Source organism: Aureimonas sp. Leaf324 (assembly GCF_001423245.1).
In the GTDB taxonomy this organism is placed as follows: Bacteria; Pseudomonadota; Alphaproteobacteria; order Rhizobiales; family Rhizobiaceae; genus Aureimonas.
The window spans coordinates 451798-465605 of sequence record NZ_LMOH01000012.1 but is presented as its reverse complement, the minus strand read 5'-3'; the positions used below and the strand labels follow the sequence as shown (position 1 = coordinate 465605).

13 protein-coding genes are annotated in these 13808 nt (G+C 68.4%); 12 read left to right on the top strand and 1 reads right to left on the bottom strand.

Features of this window, described 5'->3' with window-relative positions:
- The 12 genes from ybgC (at position 1) to ASF65_RS09730 (ending at position 13126) form a co-directional block, all read left to right on the top strand.
- Positions 1 to 444, top strand: a complete 444-nt coding sequence (gene ybgC / locus ASF65_RS09785; protein ID WP_055888395.1) for a tol-pal system-associated acyl-CoA thioesterase — start codon at positions 1 to 3, stop codon at positions 442 to 444.
- Between the two features lie 282 nt (positions 445 to 726).
- On the top strand, positions 727 to 1443 hold the full coding sequence (tolQ, locus tag ASF65_RS09780) for a protein TolQ (RefSeq protein ID WP_055888393.1): 717 nt from the start codon (positions 727 to 729) through the stop codon (positions 1441 to 1443).
- Positions 1444 to 1485: 42 nt separating this feature from the next.
- The gene (gene tolR / locus ASF65_RS09775) at positions 1486 to 1938 is read left to right on the top strand and encodes a protein TolR (protein WP_055888391.1); all 453 of its coding nucleotides are present in this window, start codon (positions 1486 to 1488) and stop codon (positions 1936 to 1938) included.
- Between the two features lie 10 nt (positions 1939 to 1948).
- The gene (locus tag ASF65_RS09770; protein WP_055888389.1) at positions 1949 to 3073 is read left to right on the top strand and encodes a hypothetical protein; all 1125 of its coding nucleotides are present in this window, start codon (positions 1949 to 1951) and stop codon (positions 3071 to 3073) included.
- Between the two features lie 118 nt (positions 3074 to 3191).
- Positions 3192 to 4496, top strand: coding sequence for a Tol-Pal system beta propeller repeat protein TolB (gene tolB, locus ASF65_RS09765; RefSeq protein ID WP_055888387.1), 1305 nt, complete (start codon positions 3192 to 3194; stop codon positions 4494 to 4496).
- Between the two features lie 95 nt (positions 4497 to 4591).
- The gene (gene pal, locus ASF65_RS09760) at positions 4592 to 5140 is read left to right on the top strand and encodes a peptidoglycan-associated lipoprotein Pal (protein WP_055888385.1); all 549 of its coding nucleotides are present in this window, start codon (positions 4592 to 4594) and stop codon (positions 5138 to 5140) included.
- A gap of 204 nt (positions 5141 to 5344) precedes the next feature.
- A complete protein-coding gene (ybgF, locus tag ASF65_RS09755) occupies positions 5345 to 6286 on the top strand; it encodes a tol-pal system protein YbgF (RefSeq protein ID WP_055888383.1) in 942 nt (313 codons plus the stop codon).
- A gap of 16 nt (positions 6287 to 6302) precedes the next feature.
- Positions 6303 to 7631: a tRNA lysidine(34) synthetase TilS gene (tilS, locus tag ASF65_RS09750; protein ID WP_055888381.1), complete on the top strand. Its 1329-nt coding sequence runs from the start codon at positions 6303 to 6305 to the stop codon at positions 7629 to 7631.
- A 61-nt stretch (positions 7632 to 7692) separates the two neighbouring features.
- Positions 7693 to 9630, top strand: coding sequence for an ATP-dependent zinc metalloprotease FtsH (gene ftsH / locus ASF65_RS09745; RefSeq protein WP_055888379.1), 1938 nt, complete (start codon positions 7693 to 7695; stop codon positions 9628 to 9630).
- Positions 9631 to 9809: 179 nt separating this feature from the next.
- The gene (gene glmM, locus ASF65_RS09740; RefSeq protein WP_055888377.1) at positions 9810 to 11159 is read left to right on the top strand and encodes a phosphoglucosamine mutase; all 1350 of its coding nucleotides are present in this window, start codon (positions 9810 to 9812) and stop codon (positions 11157 to 11159) included.
- A gap of 136 nt (positions 11160 to 11295) precedes the next feature.
- Positions 11296 to 12126, top strand: a complete 831-nt coding sequence (locus ASF65_RS09735; protein WP_055888375.1) for an outer membrane beta-barrel protein — start codon at positions 11296 to 11298, stop codon at positions 12124 to 12126.
- A gap of 211 nt (positions 12127 to 12337) precedes the next feature.
- The gene (locus tag ASF65_RS09730; RefSeq protein WP_055888373.1) at positions 12338 to 13126 is read left to right on the top strand and encodes an outer membrane beta-barrel protein; all 789 of its coding nucleotides are present in this window, start codon (positions 12338 to 12340) and stop codon (positions 13124 to 13126) included.
- Between the two features lie 12 nt (positions 13127 to 13138).
- Here the strand turns inward: ASF65_RS09730 and ASF65_RS09725 are convergent, their stop codons facing one another.
- Positions 13139 to 13657 (bottom strand): hypothetical protein, encoded by a 519-nt coding sequence (locus ASF65_RS09725; protein ID WP_055888370.1) that lies wholly within the window; start codon positions 13655 to 13657, stop codon positions 13139 to 13141.
- Positions 13658 to 13808: the final 151 nt, after the last annotated feature.

Here is a 13808-nt window from a genome sequence, read left to right as displayed (position 1 = left end):
ATGACCGATCAGCTTGCAGGCCGCCTCGTGGATGGCGGACACCGCCTCGACGTGCGCGTCTATTTCGAGGACACCGACTTTTCCGGCGTCGTCTACCACGCACGGTACCTTCACTTTCTGGAGAGGGGCCGTACGGACTACCTGCGCCTGCACGGGATCGGACACCGCGAGCTGATGGACGGCGCCTTCGGCGAGCCGATGGCGTTCGCCGTGCGGCGCATGGAGATCGAGTTCCTGCGCCCCGCCCGGATCGACGACATCCTGTCGGTCGAGACGCGCACCGCGCTCCTTGGCGGTGCGCGCGTCGTTCTCGACCAGCGCATCCTGCGGGGCGACGAGGTGCTGATCGAGGCCAAGGTGAAGGTCGCCGTGATCTCGCCGGACGGGCGGCCGCGCCGCATGCCGGCCGCGGTGGCCGAGAGGCTGGGGGGCGGGGAGGGCTAGACCCGATCCATCCGCCTCCGACCGCATGCCGCACCGCGGTAAATTGCCGTTCGCAAACGATTTGTTAACCCTAACGATGCTTGATGGGCTCGGAGGGCTCACCCCCCGCCATGCCATTCTTTCACCGGAATCAACCGGTCAAAGGGCGCCATGGACGACGTTCCACGCCGGCGTTCCGGCATGGGCGTGGTTCTGGTCGTGGCAGGGGCGGTCGGTCCGCCGGAAGCGAGACGCTTCCAAAGCCACCGGGACGATCCGACGGATTCGAGGGACGCAAAAGGAATGAACGAGGTCGCTCAGACTGCGCTGGCCGCGCCGGCCCATGACATGTCGCTCCTGGGTCTTTTCTGGCAGGCGGGCTTCATCGTCAAGTTCGTCATGATCGGCCTGCTCGCCGCGTCCGTCTGGACCTGGGCGATCATCTTCGACAAGTGGACGCGCTACGCCAGCTTCCGCCGGCAGCTCAACCAGTTCGAGAACAACTTCTGGTCAGGCCAGTCGCTGGAAGAGCTGTATCACACGCTGTCCGACCGCAAGACCAGCGGCATGGGCGCGCTGTTCGTGGCCGCCATGCGCGAGTGGAAGAAGAGCTTCGAGAAGGGCGCGCGTTCGCCGATCGGCCTCCAGACCCGCATCGAGAAGGCGATGGACGTGACGATGGCGCGCGAGATGGAGGGCCTCGAGTCCCGCCTCGGCTTCCTCGCCACGGTCGGCTCGGCCGCGCCGTTCGTCGGCCTCTTCGGCACCGTGGTCGGCATCATGACGGCGTTCCAGTCGATTGCCGCCTCCGAGCAGACGAGCCTTGCGGTCGTGGCGCCGGGCATCGCCGAGGCGCTGCTCGCCACCGCGATCGGCCTCGTCGCGGCCATCCCGGCGGTCGTCGCCTACAACAAGCTGTCGGCCGACGCCGGCAAGCTCGGCTCGCGCCTCGAGGCCTTCGCCGACGAGTTCTCCTCCATCCTGTCGCGCCAGATCGACGAGCGTTCGGCCGCGCGCTGAGCGCCGGCCGGCTCGTTCCATTCCACTTGAGGGGTCGTTTCCATGGGCATGTCGACGGGAGCTTCGTCTGGGGGCGGATCGCGCCGCGGGCGTCGCGCGCGCAAGGCGCCCATGGCCGAGATCAACATGACGCCGATGGTCGACGTCATGCTCGTGCTCCTCATCATCTTCATGGTGGCGGCGCCCCTGATGACGGTCGGCGTGCCGCTCGAACTGCCCAAGACCAACGCCAAGGCGCTGTCGGCCGACAAGCAGCCGATCACCATCTCGGTCCAGAAGGGCGGCGAGATTTTCCTGCAGGAAACGCCGGTCGCGCCCGACGCCATCGTCGAGCAGCTGAAGGCGATCGCCGAGGCGGGCTACGAGGAGCGCATCTTCCTGCGCGCCGACGGCTCCGCCGACTACGGCACGGTCATGAAGGTCATGTCGCGCATCTCGGCGGCGGGCTTCAAGAACATCGGTCTCGTGACCACGCAGGAAACCGCGGGAAGCTGACGCGCGGCCGATGAAACCCCTTGCCACCTCCACGATCCTGCACACGGCCATCCTCACCTGGGGGCTTTGGCATTTCGGGACACCGGAAAAGCTCGACATGGGCGGCGAAGCGCTGCCCGTGACGCTGGTGACCGACGTCAGCCAGGCGACGCTCGGGGAACAGGACGCGCCCGAGGCCGAGAAGTCCGCGCCGACGCCGACGAAGACGCCCGAGAAGCTGCCGATGCCGGCCGAGAACGTCGGCGACAACGAAGTCGACCTCAAGACGCCGCCGGCGCCCAAGCCCTCGTCGCACGAGAACGTCTCGACCGCCGAAGCGCCCCCGCCGCCGCCGCCGCCGGCGGTGACCCCGCAGACGCGCCCCGAGCCGCCGCAGCCCGCGCCGCCCGAGCCGACGCCTCCGCCCGAGCCGCCGGCCGAGGTCGCGGAACAGAAGCCCGAGCCGACGCCGGCCGAGGTCGCGCCCGAGATCGACCCACTCGCCGCCGAGATCGCCAAGGCGGAGGCGCAGACGCCCGCGCCCCCGCGCAACGTGCCCCTGCCGCAGGTGAAGCCGAAGCCGCCCGAGCCCAAGCCCGCCGAGCCCGTGAAGGTCGCGGAGGCGAAGAAGGCCGAGCCGGTGAAGGAGCCTGCCAAGGAACCGGCGAAGGACACGTCGAAGTCGAAGGAAAAGCCGAAGGACACCAAGAAGCCGGCGACCCAGACCTCGACCGAGAAGCAGTTCGACGCCGACCAGATCGCCGCACTCCTGAACAAGCAGGATTCGTCCGGCGGCGGCGCCAAGCGCTCGACGCAACAAGCGGCGCTCGGCGCCACGCGCCAGACCGGCGGTTCGCTGTCGCAGAGCGAGATGGACGCGCTGCGCGGCCAGATCATGCGCTGCTGGAACCCGCCGGCCGGGAGCGTCGAAGCCGGCAACTTCCGGGTGAAGATCTCCATGCAGCTCGGGCCCACGGGCGAGCTGGAGGGCTTGCCCGAGATCCTCTCCGGCGGCGGCTCGTCGATGGCCGAGCGGGTGGCGAGCGAGGCCGCGGTGCGCGCCGTGCGCCGCTGCGCGCCGTACAACCTGCCGGCCGAGAAGTACGACACCTGGGCTCAGGTCACCGTCAATTTCGACCCGAGCCAGATGTTCTGACCCTTTCGCCTCTCGCGGCGGCGCGCTGCCGCCGCCTCGTCCTTTTCTCATGCGAAGCCCGGGTCGCCGTCCCGATCGACGGCTTCGAACCCGATGCCCAAACGGGAAGGTCCCGCACATGACGCGCTTCATCCGCTCCTTGGCTCTTGCCCTCGCCACGGCCACCGCCGGTCTCGCCCTGGCATCCGGTGCGCACGCGGCGGTCGAGATCGACGTGACGCAAGGCAACGTCCAGCCTCTGCCGATCGCCCTGCCCAACTTCCAGTCGCGCGACGCGCTGGGCGCCAAGCTGATCGAGGTGGTCGCCGCCGACCTCAAGCGGTCCGGCCTCTTCGCCCCGATCAACCCGGCCGCCTTCATCCAGAAGGACGTGACGCCGGACGCGACGCCGCGCTTCCAGGACTGGACCGTGATCAACGCACAGGCCCTCGTGACCGGACGCGTCACGCCCGAGGCCGACGGGCGCCTGCGCGTCGAGTTCCGCCTGTGGGACACCTATGCCGGCCAGCAGTTGGACGGCCAGCAGTTCTACGCCAGCCCCGACAACTGGCGCCGCATCGCCCACATCATCGCCGACGCGATCTACGAGCGCCTGACCGGCGAGAAGGGCTACTTCGACACGCGCGTCGTGTTCGTCGACGAGAGCGGAGCCAAGACCGACCGCAAGAAGCGCCTCGCGATCATGGATCAGGACGGCGCCAACGTGCGCTATCTCAGCCAGGGCGGCGACCTCGTGCTGACCCCGCGCTTCTCGCCGAGCCGCCAGGAAATCACCTACATGTCCTTTGGGCAAGGTGATCCGCGCGTCTATCTCCTGCAACTCGAGACCGGGCAGCGCGAGGTCGTCGGCAACTTCCCCGGCATGACCTTCTCGCCGCGCTTCTCGCCGGACGGGCAGAAGGTCATCATGAGCCTCCAGCAGGACGGCAATTCCAACATCTACGCGATGGACCTGCGCTCGCGCGCCACGACGCGCCTGACCTCGACCAACGCGATCGACACCTCGCCCTCCTATTCGCCGGACGGATCGAAGGTCGTGTTCGAGAGCGACCGCGGCGGACGTTCGCAGATCTACGTGATGGGCGCGGACGGCTCGGGCCAGACTCGCATCTCCTTCGGGCAGGGCACCTACAACACCCCGGTCTGGAGCCCGCGCGGCGACCTCATCGCCTTCACCAAGCAGACCGGCGGCCAGTTCCAGATCGGCGTGATGAAGCCGGACGGGTCGGGCGAGCGCATCCTCACCTCGTCGTTCCATGCCGAGGGTCCGACCTGGGCCCCGAACGGGCGCGTGATCATGTTCTTTCGCGACCAGGGCGGCGGTCCGCAGCTCTACTCGATCGACCTGACTGGCCGGAACGAGCAGAAGGTTGCGACGCCGAACTACGCGTCGGACCCCGCCTGGTCGCCGGCGCTGGAGTAGGATTCTCCAGCGCTTTCAATCGCCTGTTGACCACTCGTTAACCGCGATCATGGTAAACGGGCCCATACGGAAATCACAGAGTTAAGGAGACGGCCATGCGCCGCATCGCTACTGGGGTCCATGGTCGTATCGCCCTCGCGCTGGTCGCGGCGCTGGCGCTCTCGGCTTGCGCCAAGAAGAACAACGGACTGCCGGACAACGCGGCCGGGCTCGGCCTCGGCGGCGCGGGCGGCCTCGGTGGAGCCGGCGGTGCCGGCGGCGCGGGCTCGGCCGCTCCGGGCACCAGCCAGGACTTCACCGTCAACGTCGGCGACCGCATCTTCTTCGACACCGACTCGACCTCGATCCGCGCCGACGCGCAGCAGACGCTGGCCCGCCAGGCGCAGTGGCTGAACCAGTACCGCAACTACTCGATCACGGTTGAAGGCCACGCCGACGAGCGCGGCACGCGCGAGTACAACCTCGCGCTCGGCGCCCGCCGCGCCGCCGCCACGCGCGACTACCTCGCCAGCCAGGGCGTGTCGCCGAATCGCATGCGCACCATCTCCTACGGCAAGGAGCGCCCAGTGGCCGTCTGCGACGACATCTCCTGCTGGTCGCAGAACCGTCGCGCCGTCACGGTGCTCAACGGCGCCGGCAGCTGATCTGCGGCATTTCTGCAACATCGAGCGTTTCGAAACGGCCCTTCGGGGCCGTTTTGCGTGAGGGCGTCCTTGTCTGTGCTAGCACCGGCCAAACTTTGGACGCCTTCCGCCGGTCCAAGCTGACGGGTCGACAGGTCGTCGCCCGAATGGCTTCGAACAGCTTGCGGGCGAGGGGCCTCCAGCGATCCCGAGGGGATGTCCCGCATGGCCATGATGAAGCTCGCAACCGTTTCCGTTCTCGTTCTCGCCGCGCTGGCGGGGCCCGCATCCGCGCTCGACCTGCCGTTCGGCCTCGGCGGCGGCGGCGACCGCGCGCCGGTCGTGGCGCGCGCACCGGCGCCCGTCCTCATGGCGCAGGTCGGCGACGGCGGCGTGCGCATCTCCCAGATGGAAGAGGAGATGCGGCGCCTGACCGGCAAGGTCGAGGAGCTGTCCTTCCTCGTGCTCCAGCTGCAGGAGCAGCTGCGCAAGACGCAGGAGGACAACGAGTTCCGCTTCCAGGATCTCGAGGGCAAGGGGTCCGGCGCCGCCGCCAAGCCGGCCGAGCGCCGCACCGAAGCGGCGCCCGCCCCCGTCGGCAACGAGCGCATGGCCTCCGCCGCGCCGCCGAGCGTCAACGATGCGAGCCGCGTCGCGCCCCCCGCCGCCGCACCGCAGGCCGACGAGATCGGCGCGCTGCTCGGTAGCGGCGACACCAGCCTCAACGAGCCGACGCCGCCGCCGAGCGCAGGCTCCAACAAGGTCGCCTCGATCGCGACCAACGGCCCTGTCGAGATGTATTCGCTCGRCTACAACTACATGCTCGCGGGCGACTACCAGCTCGCCGAGAACACGTTCCGCCAGTATACGCAGGCCTATCCGAGTTCGCAGGACGCGGCCGACGCGCAGTACTGGCTCGGCGAGGCGCTCTATGCGCAGAACAAGTATCGCGACGCCGCCGAGGTGTTCCTGAACGCCCAGAAGGCGTTTCCGAAGAGCGCCAAGGCGCCGGAGATGATGCTGAAGCTCGGTATGTCGCYCGCCCGCCTCAACAATCGCGAGACGGCCTGCGTCACCTATGCCGAGGTCGGCAAGCGCTATCCCGACATGAGCGCCAACGTGAAGCGCAAGCTGCAGACCGAGACGAAGTCCGCCAGCTGCGCCTGATCCGGGCGCGTCGGCGGTGACGGACGAGACGGTCGAGGCGGTCGAGACCGCGCTCGGCCGTTTTGCGTTGGAACGGCCTGCAGCGAGGCGGCTGCTCCTCGGCGTCTCCGGCGGGCCGGATTCGCTCGCGCTGCTCCTCGCCGCCGCCGCGCTGCCGCTGGACGTCTCCGTCGCGACGGTCGATCACGGGCTGCGGGCGGAGGCGGCGGGCGAGGCGCGGTTCGTGGCAGCGGTCTGCCGTGATCTCGGTCTGCCGCACCGGACCCTTGTGTGGCGACCGAGCGAGACGCCGTGGGGCAACCTGATGGCCGCCGCGCGCGAGGCGCGATACGGCCTCTTGGGAACGGAAGCGATCCGGACGGGCGCCGATGCGATCCTCGTGGCGCACCACGCCGACGACCAGATCGAGACCCATCTCCTGGCGCGCGAGCGCGGCGCCCTCGGTGCGGCGCTGGCCGGCATGCGCGCCTGGCGCGACCTCGAGCCGGGACTTGTCCTCATCCGTCCGTTTCTCGACCTCTCGAAGCGCGCGCTTGTGGAGGCCGTGGCGCGGGCCGGACTGTCGCCGGTCGAGGACCCGACGAACGCCGACATGCACTATCGGCGCGCCCGTGTGCGTGCCGAACTGGCCGGCGACCGGCATCAAGCCGCCGAGCTTCGAGCTGCCATCGCTCGCGCAGCGGGACTGCGTACCGCGGAGGATGCCGTGACCACGGCGGCGATCCGGCGGGCTGGAGGGGAGGGAAGGCTTCGCGTGGACGACGTGGGCGTCGTCGTCTTCGAGCCGGCGCCCGGCGACGAGGCGCTCTGGCCTCGCATCCTGACCGCGGCGGGCGGCGCGCTGCATCCCCCGGAGCGCGCCGCGGTGGAGCGGCTGCGCGAAGCCTTGGTTCGGGGCGGACGCGCGGCGACGCTCAGTGGCAGCCGGGTGGAGCCGGCGGGCGGGCGGCTGACGGTTCGTCGCGAGTACGGCAGAATCGGCCCGCCGAGCGTCGAAGTCGCGAACGACGGGCGGATCCTGTTCGATCGGCGGTTCACGATTTCGGGTTCATGGGAAGCCGGCGCGGTGCGCCTGGAGCCGCTCGGCCGCCTCGGCCTCGGCGGCCCCGCGATCCGCACGCTCCCGGTCGGCCTCGACCGCGAGGGGCGCGTTTGCGCAGTCCATCCCCGGCTCGCCCAGCGGTTTCCCCACGTGCCGCTCCTCGAGCCAAGACCATGTGTCGCATGGCGCATCACTGCCGATCTGCCGGGCGGGACGGGGGATCGATTAACCGCCGAACCCCAAAATGCCGCAAATCCTGCGAAGGCTGTTGGCAAGGATTTGGCGGCCACCTATCTTCGATGACGTGTCAAGGTTCGCGCACCCTTCGGGGATCGGGGATCGGGGCCTCATCCCAGGACGGATAATGAACCAGAACTTCCGGAATTTCGCCCTCTGGGCGATCATCGCGCTTCTGCTCATCGCGCTGTTCCAGCTGTTTTCGAACGGCTCGCAGAACGCGAACACGCGGGAGGTTCCCTATTCCCAGTTCCTGTCGGACGTCGACTCGGGCCGCGTGCGCTCGGTGACCATCCAGGGGCAGCGGATTTCCGGCAGCTATACGGACGGGTCGAGCCCGTTCCAGACCTATTCGCCCGGCGACCCCCAGCTCGTGTCCCGTCTCGAGGGCAAGAACGTCACGATCAACGCCAGCCCGCCGTCGGACAACACCAATCCGATCTGGTCGATGCTGCTGTCGTTCGGACCGATCCTGCTCATCCTCGGCGTCTGGATCTTCCTGATGCGCCAGATGCAGGGCGGGGCGGGCGGCAAGGCCATGGGCTTCGGCAAGTCCAAGGCCAAGCTCCTCACCGAAGCGCACGGCCGTGTCACTTTCGCGGACGTCGCCGGCGTCGACGAGGCCAAGCAGGACCTCGAGGAGATCGTCGAGTTCCTGCGCGAGCCGCAGAAGTTCCAGCGCCTCGGCGGCAAGATCCCGCGCGGCGTGCTGCTCGTCGGCCCTCCGGGCACCGGCAAGACGCTTACGGCGCGCGCCGTCGCGGGCGAGGCCAACGTGCCCTTCTTCACCATCTCGGGTTCGGACTTCGTCGAGATGTTCGTCGGCGTCGGCGCATCCCGCGTGCGCGACATGTTCGAGCAGGCCAAGAAGAACGCGCCCTGCATCATCTTCATCGACGAGATCGACGCGGTGGGTCGTCATCGCGGCGCGGGGCTCGGGGGGGGCAACGACGAGCGCGAGCAGACGTTGAACCAGCTCCTCGTCGAGATGGACGGCTTCGAGGCGAACGAGGGGATCATCCTCATCGCCGCGACCAACCGTCCCGACGTCCTGGACCCCGCCCTCCTGCGCCCCGGCCGCTTCGACCGTCAGGTCATGGTGCCCAATCCGGACGTCGGCGGTCGCGAGAAGATCCTCAAGGTGCATGTGCGCAACGTGCCGCTTGCGCCCAATGTCGACCTGCGCACGATCTCGCGCGGCACGCCCGGCTTTTCGGGCGCCGATCTCGCGAACCTCGTGAACGAGGCGGCTCTGATGGCGGCGCGTCGCTCCAAGCGCCTCGTCACGATGCTCGAGTTCGAGGACGCCAAGGACAAGGTCATGATGGGCGCCGAGCGCCGCTCGATGGCCATGACCGAGGACGAGAAGAAGCTGACCGCCTACCACGAGGCCGGCCACGCGCTCGTCGGCCTTTACGTTCCGCACAACGATCCCCTGCACAAGGTGACGATCATCCCGCGCGGCCGTGCGCTCGGCGTCACCATGAATCTGCCGGAGCGGGACCGCTACGGCATGCGCAAGATCGAGATGGAAGCCCGCCTTGCGATGATCTTCGGCGGTCGGGCCGCCGAGGAGCTGATCTACGGTCTGGACAATGTCACGACCGGTGCCTCCAACGACATCCAGCAGGCCACCAACATGTCCCGCGCGATGGTCATGGAATATGGCATGAGCGACAAGCTCGGCCGACTGCGCTACCGCCAGAACCAGGAAGAGGTGTTCCTCGGCCACTCGGTCTCGCAGCAGCAGAACATGTCGGAAGAGACGGCCAAGCTTATCGATTCCGAGGTCCGCGGCATCGTCGAGGTCGCCGAGAACCGGGCGCGTCAGGTCCTGCGCGATCACATCGACGACCTGCACACGATCGCCAACGGCCTGCTCGAGTTCGAGACGCTGTCGGGCGACGAGGTCCGCGATCTCCTCGCCGGCAAGACGCTCGCCCGCGACATGGGCGACGACACGCCGCCCTCGCGCGGCTCGGCGGTGCCCAAGGCCGGCTCGATCAAGCCGTCCGGCCCGCGCGACGACAAGGAAGGCGGGCTGGAACCTCAGCCGACGGCCTGAGGACTACCCCTTCGGATCAAGTAGAGGCGGGCTTTCAAGCCCGCCTTTTTCGTTTCGAGGTGGGGGTTGGCATAACGATCCGGCCGCTCTCATCTGCCTGCTGACATTCTTTTTTACTTTTGGCGTCATGCTTGCGGGCTTACAGCCCCCAAGCCGATTGCCAGCGGAGACGAGACGCCATGACGAAATCCTATTTCGGGACGGACGGAATCCGCGGCCTCGCCAACCGGCATCCGATGACGCCCGAGATCGCGATGAAGGTCGGCATGGCGGCGGGTCTCGCCTTCAAGCGCGGCAACTACCGCCACCGCGTCGTGATCGGCAAGGACACGCGCCTGTCCGGCTACATGCTGGAGCCTGCCCTTTGCGCCGGCTTCACTGCCGTCGGCGTCGACGTCCTGATGCTCGGCCCGATGCCGACGCCGGCCGTCGCGATGCTGACGCGCTCGATGCGTGCCGACATCGGCGTGATGATCTCCGCCTCGCACAATCCGTTCGAGGACAACGGCATCAAGCTCTTCGGCCCCGACGGCTACAAGCTGTCGGACGAGCTGGAAGCCGAGATCAACCGGCTGATCGACGAGGACCTCACCCCGCGCCTTTCGGTCGGCGCCCATCTCGGCCGTGCCAAGCGCTACGACGACGGCGGCCGCGACCGTTATGTCGAGTTCGCCAAGCGCACGCTCCCGCGCGACCTGTCGCTCGACGGCGTACGCGTGGCCATCGACTGCGCCAACGGCGCGGCCTATCGCGTGGCGCCCGACGTCCTCTGGGAACTCGGCGCCGAGGTCGTGAAGATCGGCGTCGATCCGAACGGCACCAACATCAACCTGAACTGCGGATCGACGAGCCCGGCCGCCCTCAAGGCGAAGGTACGCGAGGTGCGCGCCGACATCGGCATCGCGCTCGACGGCGACGCGGACCGGGTGCTGATCGTCGACGAGCACGGCGAGGTGGTGGACGGCGACCAGATTATGGCCGTCATCGGCGAGGCGTGGGCGCAGGACGGCCGGCTCGCCGCCGGCGGTATCGTCGCGACGATCATGTCGAACCTCGGCCTCGAACGCTATCTCAACGATCGCCAGATCCAGCTCGCGCGCACCAAGGTCGGCGACCGCTATGTGGTCGAGCACATGCGCGAGCACGGCTACAATGTCGGCGGCGAGCAGTCCGGCCACATCGTCCTCTCGGACTTCGGCACGACCGGCGACGGGCTCGTGTCGGCGCTGCAGGTGCTGGCGGTGGTTCGCGCGGCCGGCGGCACGGTGTCCGAGGTCTGCCGCAAGTTCACGCCGGTTCCGCAGGTCCTGAAGAACGTGCGCTTTGCCGGCGGCGCGCCGCTCGAGAAGGAGCGCGTCCAGACGGCGATCAACGCCGGCCGCGACCGTCTCGGCGAGGGCGGGCGCCTCGTCATCCGCCCGTCCGGGACCGAGCCCCTGATCCGCGTCATGGCGGAAGGCGACGACCCGACGCTCGTCAACGAAGTGGTTGACGACATCATCGGCGCGCTGAAGCGGGAAGCCGCCTGAACGCGGTCGTTCGGCACCTAAGCACCCGTGCCGGACAGGTTCCGGCACGGTAAACGCTCTATTAATCATTAATCTTTAGATTTGCGATCATTGCGGAACCCAAGCCGCGACTGTCGTTCAATCTGGAGACAATGATATGCTACGGCTCGCGCTTGGCCTTCTGGCCTCTGCCGCTCTTCTTCCCACCCTCGCCCAGGCGGCCGATATCATCGAGCCGATCCCGGTCGTCGAGGAGATCCCGTTCAGCGGTTGGTACATTCGCGGCGACGTCGGCTACAACTTCAAGTCCGACACCGAAGGCAAGTGGGCCTTCTACAACATCTTCCCGGGCGTCGAGGGCATCGACGACCATTACCGCTACGACGACCTGCGCCTGTCGGACGCGGCGACCTTCGGCGTCGGTGCCGGCTACCGCTTCACCGACACGTTCCGCATGGACGCGACGGTCGACTACTTCCGCTCCGACGTGAACGGCAAGACCAAGTGCCCGCTGATGATCATCACCGATCCGGCGCACGGCCTCGGGCCCTTCGAGGAGTGCAACTACAACGACCGCTCGAAGGCCGACGTCTGGACGATCATGGCGAACGCCTATGTCGACCTGCCGAGCTTCGGCGTCGTCACGCCCTACCTCGGCGCCGGCGTCGGCACGGCCTACGTCAAGTACGACGACGTGAAGTCGAACGAGGTCTGCCCGCCCTGCAGCCCGAGCTACACGCCCTATTCCGGCACCCACGAGGGCCTCGACGACTGGCGCCTGGCGACCGCGCTGATGGCCGGCGCCAGCGTCGACCTGACGAGCCAGCTCGCGCTCGACATCGGCTACCGCTTCACCAAGGTCTGGGAAGGCGACGCCTGGTCGTTCGACAGCGCCGACAAGCAGTATGGTGCGAAGGGCGTCCAGACGCGCGACGACGGCTTCGACATCCACACGATCCGCGCCGGTCTGCGCTACAGCTTCTTCTGATCCGACCCGCCATCAACACGACGAGAAGGGCCGCCCTCCGGGGCGGCCCTTCTTGCGTTCGGCCGGGCCGGCGGGGAGGGCGAAAGGTTCGGCAAAGGTTAAGCGACATGGTTAACCGCGGATTAACGCTTTGGCGGCGATGGTGCGGACGGAAGCTCCGGGGCACGTGCCGCCGATGGGCTTGCCGGTCCGCCCAGCAGGAAGCCTCGCCATGTCCGTCGCCCGTCATCTCCTTGCCGCAAGCCTCCTGACGCTCGCGACACCCGCGGTTGCGGCCGATATCGACATTCTCGCCGCGCCCGAGATCGCCATTCCCGTCGCCGAAACCGGCCTCTATCTACGCGCCGATGCGACCTACGGATTCGACACGACCTTCGGCGGCACGCAGTCCCTCGTCGGCACGGGCGGCACCGCGACGAACCGTATGGGCGACTGGCGCCTCGACGACGGCTTCGGCGTCGGCGGCGGCATCGGCTACAAGGCGAGCGACTGGCTGCGCTTCGACGCGACGGTGGACTCCTGGAAGCAGGATGTCTCGGGCGGAAACGGCGCCGGCTGGTTCTGCGGCTTCGACCGCTCCTGCGCTTCGCGCGAGGGCGGGTCGATCCGGGCGCTCGAGGTGATGGGCAACGCCTATGTCGATCTTGGCACGGTGGCGGGCTTCACCCCTTACGTCGGTGCCGGCCTCGGCGCGGTCCATGTCGACTACGGCGACGTCGCGGGCACCGTGATCTGCACCGGCGCGGCGGCATGTTCCGTCGCCGGATCGTCGGCCGCCTACGATGGCGATGCCTCCTGGCGCTTCGCCTACGCGGTGTCGGCCGGCGTCTCCTACGACGTCACAGACAACCTCTCGATCGACACCGGCTATCGCTACCTCAACGTTCAGGACGGCGACGCCTACCGCTTCGATGCCGCGTCCGGCGCCCGGCTTGTGGCCGAGGACGACGGCTTCGACCGGCACACGATCCGCGCCGGCCTTCGCTTCAAGCTCTGGTAGAGCGCGGCGCGATCAGCCGCGGTTGTCGCGCGCGGCCTGGGCGTCGCGCACGAACTGCGAGACGCGTCCCGCTTCCATCGGACTGCCGATGCGCCGGGCCTTCCCGCTTTCCACCGGCGTCATGCCGTCACGCGCGGTGCGACCGGCGCCGGGCCGGCGTGCGCTGCGCCAGGCGTTGGCGCGCTTCAGCTTGAGGGCCCGGCGGGCGTTCGCCTGCAGGGCCTCCGCCGCACCCTCGTGCTCGCGGCGCGTGCGCTCCTTGTTCACGCGCGACAGGGCCTCGGCCAGCACGCCGGCCTTCTGCCGCACGCCGGAATTCTCCGGCTCCCCCGGTCCCTGGCCCCGACGCGCGGCGCCCCGTCGGCGATGGGCGATCGCCTGGGCTCGGTCGCGTCTCTCGCGCAGCCGCCGGGTGAGGGCGTCGAGATCGGCCTGTTCCAGTTCGCGGATGGCCGGGTGATGCGTCTTCGCGACGAGATCGAGTTCGTCCTTGTCCAGAACCTGACGCTCCAGGCTTCTTCCAGCCGCCATGGTGATCCTCCGTTCCGTTTGTCGATGGGGAAGAAATCGCTCGGGAAGGACCTGCGTTTCATAGATTACGCGTGAGCGTCGCATGAACGTCGCCCGATTGTCACTTGACCGTCGGCCAGGACGGGCATATCCGCAGACTTGGGACACGCCT

Excerpts from the sequence above, each read along its gene's own strand:
- ASF65_RS09730 (WP_055888373.1), top strand. The coding sequence starts at position 12,338 with ATGTCCGTCGCCCGTCATCTCCTTGCCGCAAGCCTCCTGACGCTCGCG.
- ybgC (WP_055888395.1), top strand. The coding sequence starts at position 1 with ATGACCGATCAGCTTGCAGGCCGCCTCGTGGATGGCGGACACCGCCTC.
- pal (WP_055888385.1), top strand. The coding sequence starts at position 4,592 with ATGCGCCGCATCGCTACTGGGGTCCATGGTCGTATCGCCCTCGCGCTG.
- ASF65_RS09770 (WP_055888389.1), top strand. The coding sequence starts at position 1,949 with ATGAAACCCCTTGCCACCTCCACGATCCTGCACACGGCCATCCTCACC.
- tolQ (WP_055888393.1), top strand. The coding sequence starts at position 727 with ATGAACGAGGTCGCTCAGACTGCGCTGGCCGCGCCGGCCCATGACATG.
- ASF65_RS09725 (WP_055888370.1), bottom strand. The coding sequence starts at position 13,657 with ATGGCGGCTGGAAGAAGCCTGGAGCGTCAGGTTCTGGACAAGGACGAA.
- glmM (WP_055888377.1), top strand. The coding sequence starts at position 9,810 with ATGACGAAATCCTATTTCGGGACGGACGGAATCCGCGGCCTCGCCAAC.
- ftsH (WP_055888379.1), top strand. The coding sequence starts at position 7,693 with ATGAACCAGAACTTCCGGAATTTCGCCCTCTGGGCGATCATCGCGCTT.
- tolB (WP_055888387.1), top strand. The coding sequence starts at position 3,192 with ATGACGCGCTTCATCCGCTCCTTGGCTCTTGCCCTCGCCACGGCCACC.
- ASF65_RS09735 (WP_055888375.1), top strand. The coding sequence starts at position 11,296 with ATGCTACGGCTCGCGCTTGGCCTTCTGGCCTCTGCCGCTCTTCTTCCC.
- tolR (WP_055888391.1), top strand. The coding sequence starts at position 1,486 with ATGGGCATGTCGACGGGAGCTTCGTCTGGGGGCGGATCGCGCCGCGGG.